Raw genomic sequence first — 24297 nt, forward strand, 5'->3', positions numbered from 1 at the left:
CGGCGTGGCCGGGGCAGTCGACATGGGCATAGTGGCGGGCAGCCGTCTCGTATTCGACGTGTGCCGTCGAAATGGTGATGCCGCGCGCTTTTTCTTCCGGCGCCGCATCGATCTGGTCGTAGCGCTTGTATTCGCCAAAATACTTGGTGATCGCCGCCGTCAGCGACGTCTTGCCATGGTCAACGTGACCAATCGTGCCAATGTTCACATGAGGCTTGGTGCGCTCGAATTTACCTTTTGCCATGTGATCTCTCCATTCCTGCCAGCCCGTGCGGGCCTTGAATTAAGTTACTGGTGCAACTCGTTTCGAGTTACGCGTATTTCTTCTGGACTTCCTGGGCGACCGCGGTCGGGACCGGTTCGTAATGGTCGAACTGCATCGTGTAGGCCGCGCGGCCCTGGCTCATCGAGCGAAGGTTGTCCACGTATTTGAACATGTTGGCGAGCGGCACCATCGCGTTGATGACCACCGCGACGCCACGGGCTTCCTGGCCCTGGATCTGGCCGCGACGGCCGTTCAGGTCGCCAATGACGCTGCCGACGTAATCTTCCGGCGTCACCACTTCGACCTTCATGATCGGCTCGAGCAACTGCACGCCCAACTTCGGCGCTGCTTCACGGAAGCAGGCGCGGCCGGCGATTTCGAAGGCCAGAACCGAAGAGTCCACGTCGTGGTAGGCACCATCGATCAGCGTCGCCTTGACGCCGATCATCGGGAAGCCGGCGAACGGGCCCGAGGTCATGACGCTGTTGATGCCCTTTTCGACACCGGGGATGTATTCCTTCGGCACAGCGCCGCCGACGATCTTGGTTTCGAACTCGAATTCGCTGCTTTCCGGATTCGGCTCGAACAGGATCTTGACGCGGGCGAACTGGCCGGTACCGCCGGTCTGCTTCTTGTGCGTGTAGTCCTGCTCGTGCTTGCGAGTGATCGTCTCGCGATAGGCCACCTGCGGCGCGCCGACATTGGCCTCGACCTTGAACTCGCGACGCATGCGGTCGACGATGATGTCGAGGTGAAGCTCGCCCATGCCGGAGATGATCGTCTGGCCGCTTTCCTCGTCGGTCTTGACGCGGAAGGACGGATCCTCGGCGGCCAGGCGGTGAAGGGCGAGGCCCATCTTTTCTTGGTCGTTCTTGGTCTTCGGCTCGATGGCGATCTGGATGACCGGATCGGGGAATTCCATGCGCTCGAGGATGACCGGATGCAGCGGATCACTGAGCGTGTCGCCGGTGGTCGTGTCCTTGAGACCAGCGAGGGCGACGATGTCGCCGGCAAAAGCCTCTTCGACGTCGGCGCGCGAATTCGCATGCATCTGCAGCATGCGGCCGATGCGCTCTTTCTTGCCCTTCACGGTGTTGTCGACCGAGATGCCCTTGGTGAGCTTGCCCGAATAGATGCGGGCAAAGGTGAGCGAACCGACGAACGGGTCGTTCATGATCTTGAAGGCGAGCATCGACAGCGGCTCGTTGTCGTCGGCATGACGCTCGATCTCGGCGTCGGTCTTGGCGTCGACGCCCTTGATGGCCGGGACATCGGCCGGCGACGGCAGATATTCGACGACGGCGTCGAGCAGCGGCTGCACGCCCTTGTTCTTGAAGGCCGAGCCACAGAACATCGGATAGAACTTCACCGCGATCGTGCCCTTGCGGATGAGCGCACGGATCTCGTCATTGCTCGGCATCTTGCCTTCGAGGTAATTCTCGAGCGCCGTTTCGTCCATTTCGACGGCGGCCTCGATCATCTTCTCGCGGTACTCTTCGGCACGAGCCTTGAGGTCGGCAGGGATCTCGACGATGTCCCAGGCAGCGCCCAGCGTCTCGTCGCGCCAGACCAGCGCGTTCATCTCAACGAGGTCGACGACACCCTTGAACTCGGTCTCGGCGCCGATCGGCAGCTGCATGACGACGGCATGCGCACCGAGGCGCGAACCGATCATCTCGACCGAGCGGTAGAAGTCGGCGCCGATCTTGTCCATCTTGTTGCAGAAGATCATGCGCGGCACGCGGTACTTGTCAGCCTGGCGCCAGACGGTCTCCGTCTGCGGCTCGACACCGGCATTGGCATCGAGCAGCGCGATGGCGCCGTCGAGCACGCGCAGCGAACGTTCGACCTCGATGGTGAAGTCGACGTGGCCGGGGGTGTCGATGATGTTGAAGCGATGCATCTTGCCGTCGCGACCCTTCCAGAAGGTCGTGGTGGCGGCCGACGTGATGGTGATGCCGCGCTCCTGCTCCTGCTCCATCCAATCCATGGTTGCAGCGCCGTCATGGACTTCGCCGATCTTGTGCGACTTGCCCGTGTAATAGAGGACGCGCTCGGTGGTCGTCGTCTTGCCGGCGTCGATATGCGCCATGATACCGAAATTGCGGTAGTCTTCGATTTTATATTCGCGGGCCATGGGAGGTGCCTCTTCAGTCTCGTTCGCGCTTTACCAGCGGTAGTGCGCGAAAGCGCGGTTGGCTTCTGCCATCTTGTGGGTATCTTCACGCTTCTTGACGGCGGTGCCGCGGTTGTTGGCCGCGTCCATCAGCTCGCCGGAGAGGCGGTCGACCATAGTGGTCTCGTTGCGGTTGCGGGCGGCGGCGATCAGCCAACGGATGGCCAATGCCTGACGGCGCTCGGGGCGCACGTCGACCGGAACCTGGTAGGTGGCGCCGCCGACGCGGCGCGAACGCACTTCCACATGCGGCGCGACATTGTCGAGCGCCTGATGGAAGACGGTGACCGGTTCCTGCTTGGTCTTGGACTGGACCTGGTCGAGCGCGCCGTAGACGATGGTCTCGGCAACCGACTTCTTGCCGTCATACATGACGGCGTTCATGAACTTGGTGACGATCAGATCGCCGAACTTCGGGTCCGGATTGATCTCACGCTTTTCTGCACTGTGACGACGGGACATTTTTTCTCTGCCTCAATTCTACGCGGTGGCCTGGATCCCGGATCGTCGCTTGACGCCGCCCGGAACGACCTTGGCTACGCTTCGGTCACTTCGGACGCTTGGCGCCGTATTTCGAACGGCGTTGCTTGCGGTTCTTCACGCCTTGCGTGTCGAGCACGCCGCGGATGATGTGGTAACGGACGCCCGGAAGATCCTTGACGCGACCGCCGCGGATCATCACCACCGAGTGCTCCTGAAGGTTGTGGCCTTCGCCGGGGATGTAACCGATCACTTCAAAACCATTGGTCAGGCGGATCTTGGCCACCTTGCGCAGCGCCGAGTTCGGCTTCTTCGGCGTCGTGGTGTAGACGCGCGTGCAGACGCCCCGCTTCTGCGGGTTCTGCTGCATGGCCGGGACCTTGTTGCGCTTCACCGGCGCAATGCGCGGCTTGCGGATCAGCTGGTTGACGGTAGGCATTAAACCCTCTTGTCTCTCAATTCCGTGTCTCGCCCGGTCAGGGCCGCTCAAAGCGTCATTTCCATACGCAAATTCGGGCCACAAACCGCGCCTCGCGGTCTTGCCCGAACAAATGGCAGAGGAAGCGGAAGCCGCTTCATGCACGCCGGAAATGTCTTTTCGCTCGTAAAACGAACCCTGTTTGAGGCAAACTCCAAAGCGTGTCGCTTCGGAAGCAAGAGCCTCACATCGGTTCTGACTGGGCGGCTTCTACTCGTATGGCCACTGTCCGTCAACCCCGGAGCGGCAAATATTGCGCTGAAACCGAGGCGTGGCAGCCATGCGAAAAATGCATGTAATTTTCTTGCGCCGTTTTTCAAGAGGAAGGCAGAAAGTGACCGGCTTGCGGCTGTTTCCGGGCCGTGCTTCGTGCGAAAAGGCGGCATGAACAGCCCAAACCCCCTCGCCCGGAGGTACGAACCCGTGAATGACAATGAGGAGCGCCCAGTCACCATTATTACCGGCCGGGTGTGGAAGCGCAAAGGCGGTAAGCCGGAAGGCGTGCATCTGATGCTGGTCGCGCCGGACGACGATTCTGCGGTGCGCCGTGCTCTCGAATCGCTTGCCGCCGAAGGCTATGCCGAGGCCGAGCTCGACCAGATCGGCGACATGGACGGCGTGCCCGACGAGGAACCGCATCTGTCCGCCTATCAGGGCGCGCTCGAAGGCGAAGTGTCGATCGTGACGTTCGATGTGCCGATCTGAAGAGATCTGAATCGCGGTCGATCTCACGAGCCGGCGACAAAAGCCCGGCGACTTGCCCGCCACAACTTCTCTGCTAAGAAACGACCTCTGGCAAAACCAAGCACACTCAACCTGCGGAGCTCCCATGTCTTCTAATCCCATCAAGCTCGGCATCGTCGGCGTGGGAAAGATCGTCCGCGACCAGCATCTGCCGGCGCTGGCGAAGGACCAGGGTTATCGCCTGGTTGCCGCAGCCAGCCGCCATGGCAAAGTGGAGGACATCCCGAACTTCCCGACGATCGAGGCGATGCTCGACGCAACGCCCGAACTCGAGGCGGTGTCGCTATGCATGCCGCCGCAGTTTCGCTACGACGCCGCGCGCACGGCGCTGGCGGCGAAAAAGCATGTCTTCCTGGAAAAACCGCCCGGCGCCACGGTCAGCGAGGTCGAGGATTTGAAAGCGCTGGCGGTGGCGAACGGCGTCTGCCTGTTCGCCAGCTGGCACTCGCGCTATGCGCCGGCCGTCGAAGCAGCGCGTACATTCCTCAGCTCGACTACGATCAGGTCGGCCGCCATCAACTGGAAGGAAGACGTGCGCCGCTGGCATCCGAATCAGGAATGGATCTGGGCTCCCGGCGGCTTTGGCGTCTTCGATCCCGGCATCAACGCGCTGTCGATCGCCACCCACATCCTGCCACCGATGTTCATCAGTTCGGCAGAACTCGATTTCCCCGAAAACCGCGCGGCCCCGATCGCCGCCCATATCGTCTTCCGTACTTCGAACGGTCTGCCGGTGACGATGGAACTCGACTGGCGCCAGACCGGGCCGCAAAGCTGGGACATCCTGGCCGATACCGAGGCCGGATCGATGGTGCTTTCTGGCGGCGGCTCAAAGCTCGCCATCGATGGCCGCGTCGTTCACGAGGAGCCGGAAGCCGAATATCCGATGCTCTACAAGCGCTTCGCCGAGATCGTGCGCGCCGGCGTTTCCGACGTCGACCTCGCGCCGCTCCAGCACGTCGCCGACGCCTTCATGCTCGGCAAGCGCAATGTGGTCGAAGCTTTTTTTGACTGACACTGACCCCGGTAGAGCGACCTTGAATGTTCCGGATCATCTTGGCTTGCGGTCCAGGAATTCTCCCGGACGACGCGCAGAAGCAACGGGAGCCGTCCGGTGTCCTTGTTCAAGTTCGCTCATGACATGTTGAACCGCCACCTCGAGATCGGCCTGCCCCCAGCCAAGCTCGGTGATTTCTCCATATCGAATGAAATTTGAGCGGCCGAAACCACCTTCAATGTCATTGTAAGAAATCACGCTCCGGCCGATCAACGCTACGACCCAGATGCGATGATCACTCCCAGCAGGAGAGTGATGCAGCCATTCTTCCGGATCGATCTTGATCAGGTCCCAAAGCCTTCGCTGCCCAAAGCTCATACGATCTCGGCCAGTGTTGATCAATTCCCAGATGGTCGCCTCGTTCAATTGCCGATTCCTTAAAAAGCCAGCCGCCGGTGGCAGCTTCAACTGACGATCGCTATTGCAAAGCCGTCATAGCCCTTGGCGCCAACAGTCTGGATCGCGGTACCTTGCAGACGCTTGTCGCTGCCAATGAACGAGAACGCCGCGCGTGCCCCTTCGACATTGGCGTCGCGGCCATCTTCGTTCACCACCGCGCCGTCACGGATGACATTGTCGCAGACGATGACAGTCCCCGGCCTCGAAAGACGCATCGCCCAGGACAGATAGTGCTGGTTGTTCGGCTTGTCGGCGTCGATGAAGATGAAGTCGAACGGCCCGGCATTCTCGGCGCCTAACGCGGCAAGCGATTGAAGCGCCGGTCCGACCCGCAGTTCCACGCGGTCAGATACCCCTGCCCGTTCAAAGTTCGACCGCGCGACACTGGCGTGGTGCGGATCAAGCTCGAGCGTCACGACCTTGCCGTCCACGGGCAACGCTCGCGCCATCCAGATTGTCGAGTAGCCGCCCAACGTGCCGATTTCGAGTACCTTCTTCGCTCCCTGCATTCGCGCAAGAAGTGACAGCAGCTTGCCTTGTGCCGGGGAAACATCGATCGGCGGTAGGCCGTGGTCATGGTTGGCCGCCAGAACGGCATCGAGGGCGGGATCCGCCTCGAAAAGAGCCTCGACAATGTAGCCGTCGACAGAAGCCCAGATCCTCCTGCTCATCCGTTGTCCTCCGATCCGATTGGGGAACCACAATGCGAAAAGGGGCCACTTGGGCCCCTTTTCTATCTTCTCTTACTTGCGCGCTTACTGGGCGGCGGTAACCATGTCGGTCAGCATCGGCTCGGCGACCTCGACGCCGGACGCCTTGCGGCGCTCGTCGATGATCAACTCGTCGCGCGAGGTGGCGATGCGCCGGATCTGGCTCATCGTGCCGCCGGTGCCGGCCGGGATGAGCCGGCCGACGATGACGTTTTCCTTCAGCCCCTGCAGCATGTCGGTCTTGCCGGCAACCGCAGCTTCGGTCAGCACCCTCGTCGTCTCCTGGAAGGAGGCGGCGGAGATGAAGGACGGCGTCTGCAGCGAGGCCTTGGTGATGCCCAGCAGCACCGGCTGGCCTTCGGCCGGCTTCTTGCCCTCCTCGACCAGGCGCTCGTTGACCTCTTCCAGTTCGATCACGTCGACGTGGTCGCCCGGAATGTAGGTCGAATCGCCCTGCGTGGTGATCTCGACCTTCTGCAGCATCTGGCGAACGATCACCTCGATGTGCTTGTCGTTGATCGACACGCCCTGCAGGCGGTAGACCTCCTGGATCTCGTTGACGAGGTAGGAGGCAAGCGCCTCCACGCCCTTGATCGCCAGGATGTCGTGCGGCGCCGGATTGCCGTCGAGGATATAGTCGCCCTTCTCGATGACGTCGCCGTCCTGGAGATGGAACGGCTTGCCCTTCGGGATCAGGTATTCGACCGGCTCAAGCGTCGAGTCATGCGGCTCGATGATGATGCGGCGCTTGTTCTTGTAGTCGCGACCGAAGCGGATCGTGCCATCGATCTCGGCGATGATGGCGTGATCCTTCGGACGGCGTGCCTCGAACAGTTCGGCCACACGCGGCAGACCGCCGGTGATGTCCTTGGTCTTGGCGCTTTCCATCGGAATACGCGCCAGCACGTCGCCGGGGCGAACCTGTGCGCCGGGTTCGACCGAAAGAATGGCCTCGACCGAGAGCAGGAAGCGGGCGTCGCCACCCTTCGACAGCTTGCCGACCTTGCCCTTGGCATCCTGGACGACGATCGCCGGCTTGAGGTCGTTGCCGCGTGGCGTCGAACGCCAGTCGATGACCTCGCGCTTGGTGATGCCGGTCGATTCGTCGGCGGTTTCCTGAACGGAAATGCCATCGACCAGATCTTCGAACGCCACCCTGCCCTCGATTTCGGTGAGGACCGGGCGGGTATAGGGATCCCACTCGGCAATACGCTGGCCGCGCTTCACCTTGTCGCCATCGTCGACGAAGATGCGCGAACCGTAGGTGACGCGGTGCGTGGCGCGTTCCTTGCCGGCCTCGTCGAGGATCAGCACCGCCATGTTGCGACCCATGACCATCAGCTGGCCGTCGGAGTTGCGCACCACGTTGCGGTTGCGGATCTCGACCTTGCCCTCGTACGAGGCTTCAAGGAACGAGGAATCCACCACCTGCGCCGTGCCGCCCATGTGGAAGGTACGCATGGTGAGCTGGGTGCCCGGCTCGCCAATCGACTGCGCCGCGATGACGCCGACAGCCTCGCCCTGGTTGACAGGCGTGCCGCGGGCCAGATCGCGTCCGTAACAGACCGCGCAAACGCCGACCCTGACCTCGCAGGTTAGCGCCGAACGGATGCGGACAGACTGCACACCGGCCTTTTCGATCAGTTCCACGTCACGCTCGTCCATCAGCGTTCCGGCCTTGACCAGAACCTCGCCGGTGACCGGGTGAGTGATATCGTCGAGCGAGGTGCGGCCGAGAACGCGCTGACCAACCGAAGCGACGACCTGACCGGCATCGACGATCGGCTGCATGGTGAGGCCCTTGTCGGTGCCGCAGTCGAGCGAGTTGACGATGCAGTCCTGCGCCACGTCGACAAGACGACGCGTCAGGTAACCCGAGTTCGCCGTCTTCAAGGCGGTGTCGGCCAGACCCTTGCGGGCGCCGTGGGTCGAGTTGAAGTACTCGAGCACGGTCAGGCCTTCCTTGAAGTTCGAGATGATCGGCGTCTCAATGATTTCACCGCTAGGCTTGGCCATCAGGCCGCGCATGCCGGCGAGCTGGCGCATCTGGGTGGGCGAGCCGCGCGCACCGGAGTGCGACATCATGTAGATCGAGTTCATCGGCTTCTGACGGCCGTTGTCCTCGAACTCGACCGCCTTGATGCGGGCCATCATTTCGTCGGCGACCTTTTCCGAGCACTTGGCCCAGGCGTCGACGACCTTGTTGTACTTCTCGCCCTGGGTGATCAGGCCGTCATTGTACTGCTGCTCGTATTCCTTGGCCAAAGCCTCGGTGTCGGACACCAGCTTGATCTTGGCATCCGGGATCAGCATGTCGTCCTTGCCGAACGAAATGCCGGCACGGCAGGCGTGGCTGAAGCCGAGAGCCATGATGCGATCGCAGAAAATGACCGTCTCCTTCTGACCGCAATGGCGGTAGACGGTGTCGATCATCTTGGAGATGTTCTTCTTGGTCATCTCCTGGTTGGCGGTCTCGTAGGGCACGTTGACGTTCTTCGGCAGCAGCTCGCCGATGATCATGCGGCCAGGCGTGGTGTCGTGGATCTTCGATACGACCTTACCGTCGGCGTCGACCGTGCGGAAGCGCCCCTTGATCTTGGAATGCAGCGTTACCGCCTTGGTCTCGAGCGCATGCTGGAGCTCGCCCATATCGGCAAACACCATGCCCTCGCCCGGCTCGTTCTGGTTGACGATCGACAGATAGTAGAGACCGAGAACCATGTCCTGCGACGGGACGATGATCGGCGCGCCGGAAGCCGGGTGCAGGATGTTGTTGGTCGACATCATCAGCACGCGAGCCTCGAGCTGCGCTTCCAGTGACAGCGGCACGTGGACCGCCATCTGGTCGCCGTCGAAGTCGGCGTTGAAGGCCGTGCAGACCAGCGGGTGAAGCTGGATCGCCTTGCCTTCGATCAGGATCGGCTCGAACGCCTGGATGCCGAGGCGGTGCAGCGTCGGCGCGCGGTTCAACAGCACCGGATGCTCGCGGATGACCTCGTCGAGGATATCCCAGACCTCCGGACGCTCCTTTTCGACCAGCTTCTTCGCCTGCTTGACGGTCGAGGAGTAACCCTTGGCGTCGAGACGGGCGTAGATGAAGGGCTTAAACAGCTCGAGCGCCATCTTCTTCGGCAGGCCGCACTGGTGCAGCTTGAGCTCGGGACCGGTGACGATGACCGAGCGGCCGGAATAGTCGACGCGCTTGCCGAGCAGGTTCTGGCGGAACCGGCCCTGCTTGCCCTTCAACATGTCGGACAGCGACTTCAGCGGACGCTTGTTGGCGCCGGTGATGACGCGGCCGCGGCGGCCATTGTCGAACAGCGCATCGACGGCTTCCTGCAGCATGCGCTTTTCATTGCGCACGATGATGCCGGGCGCGCGCAGCTCGATCAGCCGCTTCAAGCGGTTGTTGCGGTTGATGACGCGGCGGTAGAGGTCGTTCAGATCCGACGTAGCGAAACGGCCGCCGTCCAGCGGGACAAGCGGACGCAGATCCGGCGGGATCACCGGAACCACCTTCATGATCATCCATTCCGGACGGTTGCCGGATTCCATGAAGTTCTCGACGACCTTGAGACGCTTCAGATACTTCTTCTGCTTGCGCTCGGAGGTGGTCGAAGCCAGTTCCGAACGCAGATCGCCGGCGATCTTCTCGAGGTCCATGCCGGCCAGCAGGTCGTGGATCGCCTCGGCGCCGATCATGGCGGTGAAACTATCCTCGCCATATTCGTCGACGGCCATCATGTACTCTTCCTCGCTGAGCAGCTGGTGCTCCTTCAGCGCGGTGAGGCCGGGTTCGGTGACGATGTAGTTCTCGAAGTAAAGGACCCGCTCGATGTCCTTCAGGGTCATGTCGAGCAGCGTGCCGATGCGCGACGGCAGCGACTTCAGGAACCAGATGTGGGCGACCGGTGCCGCCAGCTCGATATGGCCCATGCGCTCGCGGCGGACGCGCGACAGCGTGACTTCGACGCCGCACTTCTCGCAGATGACGCCCTTGTACTTCATGCGCTTGTACTTGCCGCACAGGCACTCATAGTCCTTGATCGGACCAAAAATGCGCGCGCAGAACAGGCCGTCACGCTCCGGCTTGAAGGTGCGGTAGTTGATGGTCTCCGGCTTCTTGATCTCGCCGAATGACCAGGACAGAATCTTCTCAGGGCTGGCAAGCGAGATCCGGATGGAATCGAACACCTGCGCAGGCGCCTGGGGGTTGAAGAGATTCATGACCTCTTGGTTCATGCCGTTCTCCTTTTCGGGGTCCTCGAAAACCCCTTGCATCTAGCGCGGGCCAAACGCCCGCCGACTTGATCGGCCATCGGCCGAGAATTTGGTGCGTCCGGTCGCGGGAAGGCCGCGGCCGGACGTCTTGCTTACTCGGCCGCGTCGGGCAGCCGGATCGGGTTGTCGTCGAGCTTGGTGTTCTCCAACTCGACATTGAGGCCGAGAGACCGCATTTCCTTAACGAGAACGTTGAAGCTCTCGGGGATGCCGGCCTCGAATGTGTCGTCGCCTCTGACGATCGCCTCGTAGACCTTGGTGCGGCCGGCGACGTCATCCGACTTCACCGTCAGCATCTCCTGCAGCGTGTAGGCGGCGCCGTACGCTTCAAGCGCCCAGACCTCCATCTCGCCAAAGCGCTGGCCACCGAACTGCGCCTTGCCGCCCAGCGGCTGCTGGGTAACGAGCGAGTACGGCCCGATCGAACGCGCGTGGATCTTGTCGTCCACAAGGTGGTGAAGCTTGAGCATATATATGTAGCCCATCGTCACTTTGCGATCGAACGGTTCGCCGGTGCGTCCGTCATAGAGCTGCGACTGACCGCTGGTGTGCAGGCCCGCCTGCTCCAGCATGATGTTGATGTCGGCCTCGTGCGCGCCGTCGAACACCGGTGTCGCGATGGAGACGCCGCGGCGCATCTGCTCGCTGAGGCGAACGATGCTCTCGTCGTCATATTCGCGGACCGGCTCGTTGCGGTCATTGGCCGGCATGAAGCTCTCAAGCGTCTTGCGCAGCGGCTTGATGTCGCCCGCCGTCTTGTACGCATCGATCAGATCGCCGATCTTCTTGCCCATTCCGGCGCAAGCCCAGCCCAGATGCGTTTCCAGGATCTGGCCGACATTCATGCGGCTCGGCACACCCAGCGGGTTGAGCACGATGTCGGCATGCGTGCCGTCCTCGAGGAAAGGCATGTCCTCGACCGGAACGATCCGCGACACGACACCCTTGTTGCCGTGCCGGCCGGCCATCTTGTCGCCGGGCTGCATCTTGCGCTTCACGGCCACGAAGACCTTGACCATCTTCATGACGCCCGGAGGCATCTCGTCGCCGCGCTGCACCTTCTCGACCTTGTCCATGAAGCGCTGCTCGAGCGCCTTCTTGGAATCGTCGTACTGGCCACGCAGGGCTTCCAGTTCGCTCTGGAGCTTTTCGTTCTCCACGGCAAACTGCCACCACTGCGAACGCGGATACTCGTCGAGCGTGTCCTTCGACAGCTTCGAGCCCTTCTTGAAGCCCTTCGGCCCGGCAATCGCCTCCTTGCCGACGAGAACGTCGGAAAGGCGCGAATAGACGTTACGGTCGAGGATCGCCTGCTCGTCGTCGCGGTCCTTGGCGAGGCGTTCGATCTCCTCGCGCTCGATCGCCATGGCGCGCTCGTCCTTCTCGACACCGTGGCGGTTGAAGACGCGCACTTCGACGACGGTGCCGAAGGTTCCCGGAGGCATGCGCATGGAGGTATCGCGCACGTCCGAGGCCTTTTCACCGAAGATGGCGCGCAGCAGCTTTTCTTCCGGCGTCATCGGGCTTTCGCCCTTCGGCGTGATCTTGCCGACCAGGATGTCGCCCGGCTGCACTTCCGCACCAATGTAGACGATGCCGGCCTCATCGAGGTTCTTCAGCGCTTCTTCCGAGACGTTCGGGATATCGCGCGTGATCTCCTCCGGCCCGAGCTTGGTGTCGCGGGCCATGACTTCGAACTCCTCGATGTGGATCGAGGTGAAGACGTCGTCGGCGACGATGCGCTCGGACAAGAGGATGGAATCCTCGTAGTTGTAGCCATTCCACGGCATGAACGCGACCAGCACGTTGCGGCCGAGGGCCAGATCACCGAGCTCGGTCGACGGGCCGTCGGCGATGATGTCGCCCTTGTTGACCCGGTCGCCCATGCGCACCAGCGGACGCTGGTTGATGCAGGTGTTCTGGTTCGAACGCTGGAACTTCATCAGCCGGTAGATATCGACGCCGGACTTGCCGGGATCGAGATCTTCCGTGGCGCGGATGACGATACGCGTCGCGTCCACCTGGTCGACGATGCCGCCGCGGCGGGCGCCGATGGCGGCGCCCGAGTCACGGGCGACGATCGGCTCCATGCCGGTGCCGACGAACGGCGCTTCGGCGCGCACCAGCGGCACGGCCTGACGCTGCATGTTCGAGCCCATCAGCGCGCGGTTGGCGTCGTCGTTCTCAAGGAACGGAATCAGGGCCGCGGCCACCGACACCATCTGCTTCGGCGACACGTCCATCAGATCGACGTTTTCGCGCGGCGCCATCATCACTTCGCCGGCGTTACGGCAAATGACGAATTCGTCGACGAAATGACCATTCTTGTCGAGCTCGGCATTGGCCTGCGCGACGTGGTGCTTGGCCTCTTCCATAGCCGACAGGTAGACGACCTCATTGGTCAGCTTGCCGTTGACGATCTTGCGGTACGGGCTCTCGATGAAGCCGTATTTGTTGACACGCGCGAAGGTCGCAAGCGAGTTGATCAGGCCGATATTCGGGCCTTCCGGCGTCTCGATCGGGCAGATGCGGCCGTAATGCGTCGGGTGCACGTCGCGCACCTCGAACCCGGCACGCTCGCGGGTCAGGCCGCCCGGTCCAAGCGCCGACAGGCGGCGCTTGTGGGTGATCTCCGACAGCGGGTTGGTCTGATCCATGAACTGCGACAGCTGCGAGGAACCGAAGAACTCGCGCACGGCGGCAGCCGCCGGCTTGGCGTTGATCAGGTCCTGCGGCATCACCGTGTCGATCTCGATCGAGGACATACGTTCCTTGATCGCGCGCTCCATGCGCAGCAGGCCGACGCGGTACTGGTTCTCCATCAGCTCGCCGACCGAGCGCACGCGGCGGTTGCCGAGATTGTCGATGTCGTCGATCTCGCCCTTGCCGTCGCGCAGTTCGACCAGCGTCTTGACCACGGCCAGGATGTCGTCCTTGCGCAGCACGCGCACGGTATCCTCGGCCTTGAGCTCGAGGCGCATGTTCATCTTGACGCGGCCGACGGCCGAAAGATCATAGCGCTCGCTGTCGAAGAACAGCGAGTTGAACATGGCTTCGGCGGTCTCGAGCGTCGGCGGCTCACCGGGGCGCATGACGCGGTAGATGTCGAACAGCGCGTCCTGGCGGCTCTCGTTTTTGTCGACGTTGAGCGTGTTGCGGATATAAGCGCCGACATTGACGTGATCGATGTCGAGAACCTTGATCTCGTCATCGCCGGTGCCGAGAAGCACTTTCAGCGTCTTTTCATCGATCTCGTCGCCGGCTTCGAGGAAAATCTCGCCGGTGCCATAGTTGACGATGTCCTCGGCAAGGTAGTTGCCGAGCAGATCCTCGTCGGTCGCCTTGATCGCCTTGAGACCTTTTTCGCCAAGCGCCCTGGCCTGGCGGGCAGTGATCTTCTTGCCGGCCTCGACGACGACCTCGCCGGTGTCGGCGTCAACCAGGTCACCAACGGCCTTGAGGCCGCGGAAACGCTCGACGTTGAAGGGAATGCGCCAATGGTCGCCGGCGCGCTTGTAGGTGATTTTGTTGTAGAAGGTCGACAGGATCTCTTCGCCGTCCATGCCGAGCGCCATCAGCAGCGACGTCACCGGAATCTTGCGGCGGCGGTCGATACGGGCGTGCACGACGTCCTTGCTATCGAACTCGATGTCGAGCCACGAGCCGCGGTAGGGAATGACCCGCGCGGCAAACAGAAGCTTGCCGGACGAGTGCGACTTGCCCTTGTCATGGTCGAAAAAGACGCCCGGCGAACGGTGCATCTGCGAGACGATGACGCGCTCGGTGCCGTTGACGATGAAGGTGCCGTTCAAGGTCATGAGCGGCATGTCGCCCATGTAGACGTCCTGCTCCTTGATGTCCTTGATCGACTTCGCGCCGGTATCCTCGTCGATATCGAACACGATGAGGCGCAGCGTCACCTTGAGCGGCGCCGCATAGGTCAGGTCGCGCTGACGGCATTCGTCAACGTCGAATTTCGGTCCTTCGAACTCGTATTTCACGAATTCCAGCATCGAGGAGCCGGAAAAATCGGAAATCGGGAAGACCGACTTGAAAACTGCCTGCAGCCCCTCGTCAGGACGCCCACCCTTGGGCTCCTCCACCATCAGGAACTGGTCATAGGATGCCTTCTGAACCTCGATCAGGTTCGGCATCTCCGCAACTTCCGGGATCTTTCCGAAAAATTTGCGTACGCGTCTGCGGCCATTGAAAGTCTGGGTCTGGGCCATCGTCGCTCCTTAGCTCAATTCTCGGGACGAGCCTCGCCGCGGCTCGCCTTGCATCTCGGGCCACCTCGGCGGCCCTGTCTTGTTGCCCGCCGCCTGTCGGCGGCTTCTTGTCTTTTCACCCACCACCAATTGGCGGTGGGCCAGAAACGGGAGAAAACCCGTTTCCTGAAGGCCGGTTTGCGGCCCTCAGGAAAGAGGTTTTCGCACTCTTCGCGCCATGAGCCTCCCCTCGACGTGAAGGGAGTGGCGGACGGCGCGACGCCGTCCGCCGGTACTCAACGCTTACTTCAGTTCGACCTTGGCGCCGGCTGCTTCCAGCTGGGCCTTGAACTTGTCCGCGTCGGCCTTGGAAACGGCTTCCTTGACCGGCTTCGGAGCCGCCTCGACCAGGTCCTTGGCTTCCTTGAGGCCAAGACCGGTGATGGCGCGAACTTCCTTGATGACGTTGATCTTCTGAGCGCCTGCTTCGGTGAGGACGACGTCGAATTCCGTCTTTTCCTCGACCGGAGCAGCAGCGGCCGCGGCGCCGCCAGCAGCGGCAACCGCCACCGGAGCAGCGGCGGAAACGCCCCACTTTTCTTCAAGAAGCTTCGACAGCTCGGCCGCCTCGAGGACGGTCAGCTTCGAAAGGTCGTCTACGATCTTTGCCAGATCAGCCATTGCAATGTTCCTTCATAAGGTTCGAACGTGTGTTTGTGATAGCGAGGAACGGCCTCATGCCGCCTCGTCCTTCCGGGCGTAAGCGCCGATGACGCGCGCGACCGAAGCCGCAGGCGCATTGACGATCTGGGCGATCCGGGTTGCCGGCGTGGCGATCATGCCAACCAGCCTGGCGCGCAGCTCATCGAGCGACGGAAGTGTGGCGAGTGCCTTCACACCGTCGGCGTTGAGCGAGGTGGTGCCCATTGCGCCGCCGAGAATGACGAGCTTGTCATTTCCCTTGGCGAAATCGGACGCGACCTTCGGCGCCGCAATCGGATCCTCCGAATAGGCGATCAGCGTCTGTCCCTTGAACAGCTCGATGATCGATGCGGAGTCCGTGCCCTGAAGAGCGATTTTGGCGAGACGGTTCTTCGCGACTTTGACGGTGCCACCGGCGGCGCGCATTTTCGACCGAAGGTCGTTCATTTGCGCGACGGTGATACCGGCGTAGTGGGCCACGACGACTGAACCAGCGCTTGAGAACGCATCATTCAGGCCCGTGACGAGTTCGCGTTTTTCCGCTCTGTCCACTGCCTATCTCCAGTTGACCCCTGCCCTCTACGAAGGACAGGCGTCGGGTTGCCTTTTGCCGGCCGGGCCATCCAGTAACGGATCTCCCGAACGACGCTCGAGGATCCTGCCCCCTTTCGCCACACCTGCCGGCAAGCCGGACGGTGCGCAGACAAAAGGCAAACACGGTTCGAACCTTTCATTGGAGCGTTCGCTCCTTTGTCCGGTCTTCACCCGTCTCATGCAGGCCCACATGAATTAAGGCCCACATCACCTAAGGCTTGGGGGCCGCCTGCAATCTCGGACAGGATGTCCGGAAGCCTTTCGACTTCCGGTACCGGGCCGCCGACAGGTCGGAGGCCCGGAATTCTTTCACGGATCAGCGTCTTAGCGGCCGATCCAATTGTTCGTATCAGGACGCTGCGAGCGTCGAGACGTCGAGCTTGAGGCCCGGGCCCATCGTCGAGGTGACCGACACCTTCTTGACGTAATTGCCCTTGGCACCAGCCGGCTTTGCCCTGGTCACCGCATCGGCGAAGGCGCGGACGTTCTCTTCCAGCGCCTTGACGTCGAACGAGACCTTGCCGACGCCGGCATGAACGATGCCGGCCTTCTCGACGCGGAACTCGACGGCGCCGCCCTTCGATGCCTTCACGGCGGCGGCCACGTCGGTGGTGACGGTGCCGACCTTCGGGTTCGGCATCATGCCGCGCGGGCCGAGCACCTTGCCGAGACGGCCGACCAGCGGCATCATGTCCGGCGTGGCGATGCAGCGGTCGAAGTCGATCGTGCCCTTCTGGACGATGTCGACCAGATCCTCGGCTCCGACGATGTCGGCGCCGGCGGCCTTGGCCTCCTCGGCCTTGTCACCGCGCGCGAACACGGCGACGCGAACGCTGCGGCCGGTGCCGTTCGGCAGGTTGACCACGCCGCGGACCATCTGGTCGGCATGGCGGGGGTCGACGCCGAGGTTCATCGCGACTTCGATGGTCTCGTCGAACTTCACCGAGGAGCGATCCTTGAGCAGCTTCAGCGCCTCACCCAAAGCGTAAGCCTTGTTGGGATCGATGCCTTCGCGGGTCTGCGATACACGCTTTGCAATCTTTGCCATGATCTCAGCCCACCACTTCCAGACCCATCGAGCGGGCGGAGCCCTCGACCATGCGCATGGCCGCCTCGACGTCGTTTGCGTTCAGATCCTTCATCTTCTGCTCGGCGATGGCGCGCACCTTGTCGCGGCCGATCGTGCCGGCCTTGACCTTGCCCGGCTCCTTCGAGCCCGACTTCAGGTTCGCGGCCTTCTTCAGGAAGTAGCTCACCGGCGGCGTCTTCATGACGAAGGTGAACGACTTGTCCTGGTAGTAGGTGATGACGACCGGAACCGGCGAGCCCTTTTCCATTTCCTGGGTCTGCGCGTTGAACGCCTTGCAGAACTCCATGATGTTGATGCCACGCTGACCAAGCGCCGGGCCGATCGGGGGCGACGGCGTCGCCGATCCCGCGGAAACCTGGAGCTTGAGCTGGCCTGCAATTTTCTTAGCCATCTCTCTTCCTGCCTTTTCTCATGCCGGTCTTGCCGGCGGTTGCAGTCTGGTGGTGCGGTCCGCGCGGCCGGCTAAAGCCGCATTCGCCTCCCACCCGTTTTGGCCGCGCGATCTCCGCGCCGCCTTCCCTGCCGCCGAAACCGGTGCAGGGATTTCGGATCAGCCCTTCTCGACCTGTCCGAATTCCAGATCGACCGGCACGGCGCGCCCGAAGATCGATACTTCCACCTTGAGCCGCGCCCGCTCCTCGTCCACTTCCTGGACGAAACCGTTGAACGACGCGAATGGTCCATCCGAAACGCGGATCGCTTCGCCGATCTCGAACGTCACCGACGGCTTCGGCCGCTCGACGCCTTCCTGAACCTGGTTCAGGATACGCTGGGCTTCGGCTTCGGTGATCGGCACCGGCTTGGAGTCGCCCAGGAACCCGGTGACCTTCGGCGTGTTCTTGACGAGCGAGAACACGGCATCGGTCAGATTGGCCTTCAACAGCACATAGCCCGGAAAGAACTTGCGCTCGGCATCGACCTTGCGGCCGCGGCGGATCTCGACGACCTTCTCGGTCGGCACCACGATCTGCTCGATGTCGGCGGACAGGCCCTTCTGCTTGGCCTTGTTCTCGATGTCCTCGGCGACCTTCTTTTCAAAGTTCGAGTAGGCGTGGACGATGTACCACCGCGCGGTCATTTTAAGACTTCTCCGTAATCGCCGGACTTACTGTCCGAGGCCGAGGATTTTTTCGACCGCAAAGCCCATGGCCACGTCTGCGGTAAAGAAAAAGATCATCGCGATGACCGCGAACACAAGGACCATCACCGTCGAGATCACCGTTTCGCGCCGCGACGGCCAAGTGACCTTGGCAGTCTCCGCGCGAACCTGCTGGAGAAAGGTGAAAGGATTTGTGGTTTTCGAAGCCATATGCCGCTCTGTCTGCAAGACCCGTTGGCCGGGTCTCCTGGATGATCCCGCTGGCCGGGACGTGCCGCTTGAGCGTGCGTTCGCGCCGAATCAGCGCAATCATTTCGCCCATGCAAATCAGACGCGTAAAGCCGGCTTCCCAGCTCCACGCGTCGCGTGTCTGTTTCGTCTACATAAAACCGATTCTTGATCCACGCAAGTGGCAAGTGTCCGCTTTATGACCAAACGCCGCCTCGGAACCATCCAGTCGTCCCGTCCCGGCTATGCGGCCCTTATGCCGCAACTTATGCTATATGGCAAGTCACAAGCCGGTTTTCAAAGGCTGCGCTGCAAAAGAATCGTTTTTTAGGTATCCATTCGTAGGAATGGCACGGGCAGCAGGGCTCGAACCTACGACCTGCGGTTTTGGAGACCGCCGCTCTACCAACTGAGCTATGCCCGTATGCGCATGTCGGCGCAGCAGGCGCTTCCTAAAAGCTTCCGCGCGCTCTGTAAAGAGCGGTGTGCGCTGCCCAGCCTTCATCTTCGAAAGTCGAGGCGTCCTCCCGGCCATTTCCCGTCGATCCGTTGATTGCTGACGACCAAACCGACCCAGGGACGCACGATTTGTGGGTCGGTCAGATTGATATATTTTCCAACCAGCCCTTTCGCACTGACGCGCCGCGCATCAATGAGCCCCTTGCGCACGCCATCATGCCAATCGAACAGTAGGTAAACTCTCTCTCCCGCCGTCGTCAGCTCGCCCCGGCCAGACTTCCATTTACCCTTGCTATCGCCTGGAATCGTGGGGTCGGCACCGCCGTTCCATCGGCTGGACCACCTGCCTTCGATGGTGTCGTTGCGGTCGCCGTCGCTTTCGGTGCCCCAGGCTTCGGCGTTTTCATCGCTTGCAGTTCCCTCCAGTTTTACGCCGGCGGCGAACGCCGACACCTCCTCGTCGTCGGGAGTGGGGACATCCATGACACCGAACGGGTTTCGGGTTCCGCGGTTGCCGTCAAAGGTGCTGCCTGAATTTTTCTTGCCTTCCGATCTCATCGCAAAGTCTCCGGTTTTCAGTGAGGCCCCGCCAGTCGACGGCGACTTTAAACCGTTAGCCTGGAGGACCGAGACCTCCATAGCCACCCGTTTTCCTGGCCGGCAGGGTTTTCGACCGATTCACGCCCGGTCAGTTTCCCGAAGGCGGCTTGTAGGGGCCGCCCGGCACGCCCCAACCCCAGACCGGCATTGGTTCCGCCTCGGGATCGCAGGTCGGACCTTTGTTGGAGTTCATCTTGGCCAGCCGCGATCCCCATTCGATATAGGCCATGAAGGCCGAGCGGAATTCGGGATCGTCAGGCAGCCCGATCTCGTCGGCGGCGTCGGCGAGGAGATTGATCCAGCGCCGGCGCTGCTCCTCGGTCAGATGCTTGCCAAGATGATGCATCACCATCTCGCGATGGCCGCCATGCTTTTCGCTGTAGGCTTTCGGTCCACCGAAAACTTCGCCGATGAAGGCCGCGACGTGGGCCGGATGGTCCGCCGACATATGCTTGAACACCGGCCCGACAATGGGATCCCGAGAGACGTTGTCGTAGAAGGTCTGGGTCAGGCGGTTCAGCGCTTCGGTGCCGCCGGCCCATTCGAACAATGTCGGGACGTCCTGGCTCATTTGCGATCCCTCGCCTGGCTGGTCTTCTACCACGCCGGACGATAGCGGAAACATCCAGCATCGCTCAACCTGTCTCGATGGCCAGCTTCCGAAACCGACGCGCCCCTACAATTTGGCGGGCGCCTCGGCCTGCGCATTGGGCGAGAGCACCACGCGGCAATTGTCAGGCTTCGGCACCGATCTGCACAGGGTGGCACCGGTCAGCTCGTCCACTGATTGCGGCCCAGTCGTCAGTCCGGCCCTCAGCATCACGTCAGGTTCGAGCTGACGCTCGACCGAAATGCGCTGAAGCGTCATGAACAGATCACGGTTGATTGCCATCTCGTCAAGGTAAGCCTTGATCAGCTGGGCTTGTCCCATCAGGTAAAGGCTGAGTAGCGCCCGTGGACCGACAAGCCGCCTGACGCCCCCAGCCAGCATCAGCGCGCAGGCCGAATCGCAGTCGCCTTTCGCATCGCTGGCCACTCCGGCATAGGCGCCATCTTTGGCCAAGCAATTCCACTCTTCCGGGTCGCAGCCAACGAAATCGGTACGGGCAACGGCGACGTCGAGCTTCTTTTCACGGATAAGTCGCCCCATCGCCAGAGCGCTGAACAAGTCGCCGCCTCGCGAGCTCACCACTATAGGCAGCCGCCGGCTGCCAAGCGTAGCGAGCAACTGGCCCAGCTTCTGCGGGGTTTGGCTCGTGATTACGCCTTGTGCCGAGATCCATTCCGGGCAGTCGGGATTGCAGGACGAATTGCTGCGGCGAACCACAACGAAGCGCATCTCGGGTGCCCCGTTCCCCGGCACTGCCACGAGCGGCCGAGCCCACATCCATTCCGGGCAGTGGGGCTCGCACATCGGATCGCTGCCGCGAACGAGTATGAAGCCCTTGTCCGGCGCCTCGTTTCCTGGCACTGCCTCGACCGGCTGAGCAGGTGCCTCCTTGGCCAGGTGAGAAAGTGGGACTTGAGCCGGCTGAGACGGTCCGGCCTTCGCTTCGATTGCTGCCACCTTGGCCGGCTTGGCATTCGCAGGGACCTCCCTGCAGTTCGGCGGCGCAGGACTCCGCTGGCATATGCCCGCCTGCGTAAGTATGTCGAGGGAGTCCCTGCTGGTGATCAGCTTCATCGTCAGCATGTCGTCGAGGGCGATCTGCCGGATGTCGCTGGCGGGCGTGGCCTTCATTCTGTCGATTACGCCCCGTCCGACACCCATGTCCCTGAGATAGGCCGAAAGTTTCCTCTCAAGCGCCTTGCTCATCTCATAGGTCTTGTAGCCGGCATTGTCTTGAGTGATGGTTTCTGTGGTGATCCTATATTTTTTGCCCCGCACAACTCGATAGGTGGTTCGATAGTGCCGTGTTGTGCGGAAATAGGTCGTAGTGATCTGATGGACGCCTAGATAGGCCCAACCGCCGACCACGCGTCCGACGCCTCCGGCAAACATCAGCGGACATGCGGAGTTGCACATGGCACCCCCGTCAGACGCAGTGCCGAAATATGCTGCGCCCTTGCCGTCATTGGCCCGGCAATCTTTCATCCCGGGCCAACAATCGGAAAACTTGGTCGTACCGACGGCGATATCGAGCTTGTTTTTGCGGATTATTCGACCAAGCTGGAGCGCAGCATCGACATTGCCGCCCGGGGAATTGACGATGATCGGCAGTTTGCGGCGGCCGAGCGTCTTCAATATGCGCTTGAACTGCGCTGGCGTGCCCGCTTCGATGGCGCCTTCTGCCGAAATCCATTCCGGACAGTTAGACTCGCAGCCGGTCGCGTTGCTGCGCACGACGACGAATCGCATCGGCGAGAGATCATCGGATAATAGCTTCGGATCGGTCCAAGTCGTCGGATCGGACCATTTCGGGAAGACATCCTCGGCCTTTGCGGCGAAGGCAGCCATCGCCATGGCAATAACCAGCAGCCCGCGCCACCACCTTGCCACGCTATCTAAACGGCGTCCCGAAACCACGCTTGGCAAAAGCCCCCTTGATGCAACCTATAATAGTTGCGGCAATGGTGGTTGCAATAGCTTTGAAACACCCGCGCAAGATTGTTCTGCCTCGAGTCAGTAAGCGAAAAAGGCGGCCCGAAGACCGCCCTTTCGCATCGACCGGCAATGCCGGCGCCGATCACTCTATAATGGTGACGACGACGCCAGCACCGACGGTGCGGCCGCCTTCACGGATGGCGAAGCGCAGCTTCTCTTCCATGGCGATCGGCACGATCAGCTCGCAGCTATCAAGCCCGCCTTACGATTTGACCGGCGTGCTGGCCTGAGCCTTGGCGCCCGAGGCTTCGCGGCAGTTCTCGGGCTGTGGCTCCGATCTGCAGATGCCGGGGCCTGTCAATTCGTCTGCCGATTGATGCCCGGTTGTCAGCCCGTATTTCAGCATCCTGTCGAGTTCGAGCTGCCGTTCGACTGAATTCAGCTGAATTGCGGTAAACAGACCGGGGCCGATGGCCATGTCCTCGAGATAGGCCTTGACCTTTTGCTCCTGCCCTACCGAATGCACGCTCAACTGTGCACGCGGGCCGACGAGGCGTTTGACACCGCCGGCGAGCATGATCGGACAGGCCGAGCCGCACGCGCCGCCAGCATCGACCGTCAGTCCGTTATAGACGCCGTCTTCGGCCGTGCAGTCGGCCTGCCGCGGTTCGCAGCCAATGAAATCTGTCCGCGCCACGGTGACGTCGAGCTTGCGTTCGCGGATCAGCCTTCCGGCCGCCAAAGCACCGAGCACATCACCACCCGGCGAGTTGATGACGATGGGCAGACGCCGGTCGCCGACGCCGTCCAGCAGTTGGCGCAGTTTTTCGGGCGTGTCGGCGGTAATTGTGCCTTCGGCCGAGATCCATTCCGGGCAGTTGGGATTGCAAAGCGGATTGCTGCCGCGGACCAGGACGAAGCGCATGTCTGCGGCCTCCTTCGGCCGCGTGGTTTCGTGCCCTGCGGGTGCAGGCTCGGCGTTCGCCACCACTTCGCCGGCCGGCTTCGCGACATTCGCCGGCGCCGGCAGCTCCCTACAACTCGCCGGCAACGGATCGGATTTGCATAGGGTTGGCGCGGTCAGCAGGTCGACGGCATCCAAGCTGGTGACGAGATTCATTTGCAGCATGTCGTAGGGAACCAGTTGCTGGATGCTGCTGGCCGGCGTGCCTTTCATGGTCTCGAGCACGCCCAGGCCGACGCCCATCTCCTTCAGATAGGCCGCCAGCTTCCGCTCCAGCGGCTTGTTCATCTCGTAGGTCTTGTAGCTGCCGGCGTTCTTCCGGCTGACGACCTTGGTGCTGAGGATCTTCTTCTTACCCTTCACCACGCGGTAGGTGGTGCGGTACAGCAATTTCGTCCGGATATAGGTCGTGGTGATCTGATGGACGCCGAGAAAGGCCCATTCCCCGACCACGCGCCGGATGCCACCGGAAAACATCAACGGACAGGCGGAATTGCAGATGGCGCCGTCGGCATAGGCATTGCCGAAATAACGGGCGCCCTTGCCGTCCTTTTCCTTGCAGTTTTTCACATCTGGCAGACAGCCGACGAACCGGGTTTTGCCGACGGCGATATCGAGCTTGTTCTTGCGGATCAGGCGACCAAGTGTCAGCGCCGCTTCGACATTGCCGCCGGGGGAATCGACGACGATCGGCAGCTTTCGGCCGCCAAGCGCCTTCAGCGTGCGTTTGAACAGGGCCGGCGTGCCGGCTTCTATCGAGCCTTCCGCCGATATCCATTCCGGACAGGTCGGCTCGCAGCCCGGCGCGCTGCTGCGGACGACAACGAACCGCATCGTCGGGCCGAGATCCGGCGTGGATTTTTCCGGCGTGGATTTCTTGGCATCGGCTGCGAAGGCAGCGTGGCCCAAGGCGAGCAACGACACCAGGCAGATCAGCCCTAACGACCACAATGCCTGACTATGCAAACGGCGCCATGGAACCATTCGGGCAGCCCCCTCGATGCAACCTATACTAGTTACGGCAGAGGCGCTTGCAACAGGATTTGAAGCAAGGCGGTTAATCTATTCGAATCAAAAAGGCGGCCCGAAGACCGCCCTTTCGCATTCGATCTCGACCGGCAACGCCGGCGTTGATTACTCTTTGATGGTGACGACGATGCCGGCACCGACGGTGCGGCCGCCTTCACGGATGGCGAAGCGCAGCTTCTCTTCCATGGC

Annotated in this window: 21 protein-coding genes, 1 tRNA gene and 1 pseudogene; 2 read left to right on the forward strand and 21 right to left on the reverse strand. The window is 61.8% G+C overall.

Annotation, left to right across the window (positions count from 1 at the left end):
• The 4 genes from NKI01_RS29500 to rpsL all read right to left on the reverse strand — a co-directional run.
• Positions 1-244 (reverse strand): GTP-binding protein (locus NKI01_RS29500; RefSeq protein ID WP_352484577.1); only part of this gene is annotated, 244 nt, incomplete at its 3' end.
• Between the two features lie 67 nt (positions 245-311).
• Positions 312-2402, reverse strand: coding sequence for an elongation factor G (fusA, locus tag NKI01_RS29505; RefSeq protein WP_023680448.1), 2091 nt, complete (start codon positions 2400-2402; stop codon positions 312-314).
• A gap of 30 nt (positions 2403-2432) precedes the next feature.
• On the reverse strand, positions 2433-2903 hold the full coding sequence (gene rpsG, locus NKI01_RS29510; RefSeq protein ID WP_008875664.1) for a 30S ribosomal protein S7: 471 nt from the start codon (positions 2901-2903) through the stop codon (positions 2433-2435).
• Positions 2904-2988: 85 nt separating this feature from the next.
• On the reverse strand, positions 2989-3360 hold the full coding sequence (gene rpsL / locus NKI01_RS29515; protein ID WP_006333356.1) for a 30S ribosomal protein S12: 372 nt from the start codon (positions 3358-3360) through the stop codon (positions 2989-2991).
• 462 nt (positions 3361-3822) lie between these two features.
• Here rpsL and NKI01_RS29520 point away from each other — a divergent pair, with 462 nt between their 5' ends.
• Entirely contained in the window at positions 3823-4104 is a 282-nt protein-coding gene (locus NKI01_RS29520; protein ID WP_352643661.1) for a transcriptional regulator, read from the forward strand.
• A 124-nt stretch (positions 4105-4228) separates the two neighbouring features.
• Positions 4229-5158 (forward strand): Gfo/Idh/MocA family protein, encoded by a 930-nt coding sequence (locus NKI01_RS29525; RefSeq protein ID WP_352587583.1) that lies wholly within the window; start codon positions 4229-4231, stop codon positions 5156-5158.
• Between the two features lie 36 nt (positions 5159-5194).
• On the opposite strand, the gene NKI01_RS29530 is transcribed toward NKI01_RS29525, so the two are convergent.
• From NKI01_RS29530 to NKI01_RS29610, 17 genes and pseudogenes are all read right to left on the reverse strand, one after another.
• Positions 5195-5566 (reverse strand): hypothetical protein, encoded by a 372-nt coding sequence (locus NKI01_RS29530; protein WP_352965667.1) that lies wholly within the window; start codon positions 5564-5566, stop codon positions 5195-5197.
• A 38-nt stretch (positions 5567-5604) separates the two neighbouring features.
• Entirely contained in the window at positions 5605-6270 is a 666-nt protein-coding gene (locus tag NKI01_RS29535) for an O-methyltransferase (protein ID WP_023721672.1), read from the reverse strand.
• Between the two features lie 84 nt (positions 6271-6354).
• The gene (gene rpoC, locus NKI01_RS29540; RefSeq protein ID WP_352965669.1) at positions 6355-10551 is read right to left on the reverse strand and encodes a DNA-directed RNA polymerase subunit beta'; all 4197 of its coding nucleotides are present in this window, start codon (positions 10549-10551) and stop codon (positions 6355-6357) included.
• 131 nt (positions 10552-10682) lie between these two features.
• On the reverse strand, positions 10683-14819 hold the full coding sequence (gene rpoB / locus NKI01_RS29545; protein ID WP_352496503.1) for a DNA-directed RNA polymerase subunit beta: 4137 nt from the start codon (positions 14817-14819) through the stop codon (positions 10683-10685).
• A 282-nt stretch (positions 14820-15101) separates the two neighbouring features.
• Positions 15102-15479, reverse strand: coding sequence for a 50S ribosomal protein L7/L12 (gene rplL / locus NKI01_RS29550; protein ID WP_023680442.1), 378 nt, complete (start codon positions 15477-15479; stop codon positions 15102-15104).
• Positions 15480-15533: 54 nt separating this feature from the next.
• Positions 15534-16052, reverse strand: coding sequence for a 50S ribosomal protein L10 (gene rplJ / locus NKI01_RS29555; protein WP_008875657.1), 519 nt, complete (start codon positions 16050-16052; stop codon positions 15534-15536).
• 391 nt (positions 16053-16443) lie between these two features.
• Positions 16444-17142, reverse strand: coding sequence for a 50S ribosomal protein L1 (gene rplA, locus NKI01_RS29560; RefSeq protein WP_352485033.1), 699 nt, complete (start codon positions 17140-17142; stop codon positions 16444-16446).
• A 4-nt stretch (positions 17143-17146) separates the two neighbouring features.
• Positions 17147-17575, reverse strand: coding sequence for a 50S ribosomal protein L11 (rplK, locus tag NKI01_RS29565; RefSeq protein ID WP_023680440.1), 429 nt, complete (start codon positions 17573-17575; stop codon positions 17147-17149).
• A 159-nt stretch (positions 17576-17734) separates the two neighbouring features.
• Positions 17735-18262, reverse strand: coding sequence for a transcription termination/antitermination protein NusG (gene nusG / locus NKI01_RS29570; RefSeq protein WP_006333333.1), 528 nt, complete (start codon positions 18260-18262; stop codon positions 17735-17737).
• A gap of 27 nt (positions 18263-18289) precedes the next feature.
• Positions 18290-18493, reverse strand: coding sequence for a preprotein translocase subunit SecE (gene secE, locus NKI01_RS29575; protein ID WP_023721668.1), 204 nt, complete (start codon positions 18491-18493; stop codon positions 18290-18292).
• 366 nt (positions 18494-18859) lie between these two features.
• Positions 18860-18935, reverse strand: a tRNA-Trp gene (locus tag NKI01_RS29580).
• A 77-nt stretch (positions 18936-19012) separates the two neighbouring features.
• Entirely contained in the window at positions 19013-19528 is a 516-nt protein-coding gene (locus NKI01_RS29585; protein ID WP_352965672.1) for a hypothetical protein, read from the reverse strand.
• Between the two features lie 130 nt (positions 19529-19658).
• Positions 19659-20141 (reverse strand): group II truncated hemoglobin, encoded by a 483-nt coding sequence (locus NKI01_RS29590; protein ID WP_352792041.1) that lies wholly within the window; start codon positions 20139-20141, stop codon positions 19659-19661.
• A gap of 105 nt (positions 20142-20246) precedes the next feature.
• Complete coding sequence (locus NKI01_RS29595; protein ID WP_352965675.1) at positions 20247-22034, reverse strand: COG3904 family protein; 1788 nt, start codon at positions 22032-22034, stop codon at positions 20247-20249.
• A gap of 223 nt (positions 22035-22257) precedes the next feature.
• Positions 22258-22356: pseudogene (locus tag NKI01_RS29600) on the reverse strand (EF-Tu C-terminal domain-related protein); the annotation flags it as partial.
• 21 nt (positions 22357-22377) lie between these two features.
• On the reverse strand, positions 22378-24063 hold the full coding sequence (locus NKI01_RS29605; RefSeq protein ID WP_023721630.1) for a COG3904 family protein: 1686 nt from the start codon (positions 24061-24063) through the stop codon (positions 22378-22380).
• Positions 24064-24213: 150 nt separating this feature from the next.
• On the reverse strand, positions 24214-24297 hold an 84-nt coding region (locus NKI01_RS29610), incomplete at its 5' end, for an EF-Tu C-terminal domain-related protein (RefSeq protein ID WP_455749504.1).

This window comes from Mesorhizobium sp. M0815, assembly GCF_040319995.1.
Classification (GTDB): domain Bacteria; phylum Pseudomonadota; class Alphaproteobacteria; order Rhizobiales; family Rhizobiaceae; genus Mesorhizobium.

Bases quoted from the DNA above. Each gene is read 5' to 3' on its own strand.
- NKI01_RS29525 (WP_352587583.1), top strand. From the start codon at position 4,229: ATGTCTTCTAATCCCATCAAGCTCGGCATCGTCGGCGTGGGAAAGATC.
- rplK (WP_023680440.1), bottom strand. From the start codon at position 17,575: ATGGCTAAGAAAATTGCAGGCCAGCTCAAGCTCCAGGTTTCCGCGGGA.
- NKI01_RS29595 (WP_352965675.1), bottom strand. From the start codon at position 22,034: ATGGCGATGGCTGCCTTCGCCGCAAAGGCCGAGGATGTCTTCCCGAAA.
- NKI01_RS29535 (WP_023721672.1), bottom strand. From the start codon at position 6,270: ATGAGCAGGAGGATCTGGGCTTCTGTCGACGGCTACATTGTCGAGGCT.
- secE (WP_023721668.1), bottom strand. From the start codon at position 18,493: ATGGCTTCGAAAACCACAAATCCTTTCACCTTTCTCCAGCAGGTTCGC.
- rpsG (WP_008875664.1), bottom strand. From the start codon at position 2,903: ATGTCCCGTCGTCACAGTGCAGAAAAGCGTGAGATCAATCCGGACCCG.
- nusG (WP_006333333.1), bottom strand. From the start codon at position 18,262: ATGACCGCGCGGTGGTACATCGTCCACGCCTACTCGAACTTTGAAAAG.
- NKI01_RS29590 (WP_352792041.1), bottom strand. From the start codon at position 20,141: ATGAGCCAGGACGTCCCGACATTGTTCGAATGGGCCGGCGGCACCGAA.
- rpoB (WP_352496503.1), bottom strand. From the start codon at position 14,819: ATGGCCCAGACCCAGACTTTCAATGGCCGCAGACGCGTACGCAAATTT.
- rplA (WP_352485033.1), bottom strand. From the start codon at position 17,142: ATGGCAAAGATTGCAAAGCGTGTATCGCAGACCCGCGAAGGCATCGAT.
- NKI01_RS29605 (WP_023721630.1), bottom strand. From the start codon at position 24,063: ATGGTTCCATGGCGCCGTTTGCATAGTCAGGCATTGTGGTCGTTAGGG.
- NKI01_RS29585 (WP_352965672.1), bottom strand. From the start codon at position 19,528: ATGAGATCGGAAGGCAAGAAAAATTCAGGCAGCACCTTTGACGGCAAC.
- rplL (WP_023680442.1), bottom strand. From the start codon at position 15,479: ATGGCTGATCTGGCAAAGATCGTAGACGACCTTTCGAAGCTGACCGTC.
- rpsL (WP_006333356.1), bottom strand. From the start codon at position 3,360: ATGCCTACCGTCAACCAGCTGATCCGCAAGCCGCGCATTGCGCCGGTG.
- rpoC (WP_352965669.1), bottom strand. From the start codon at position 10,551: ATGAACCAAGAGGTCATGAATCTCTTCAACCCCCAGGCGCCTGCGCAG.
- fusA (WP_023680448.1), bottom strand. From the start codon at position 2,402: ATGGCCCGCGAATATAAAATCGAAGACTACCGCAATTTCGGTATCATG.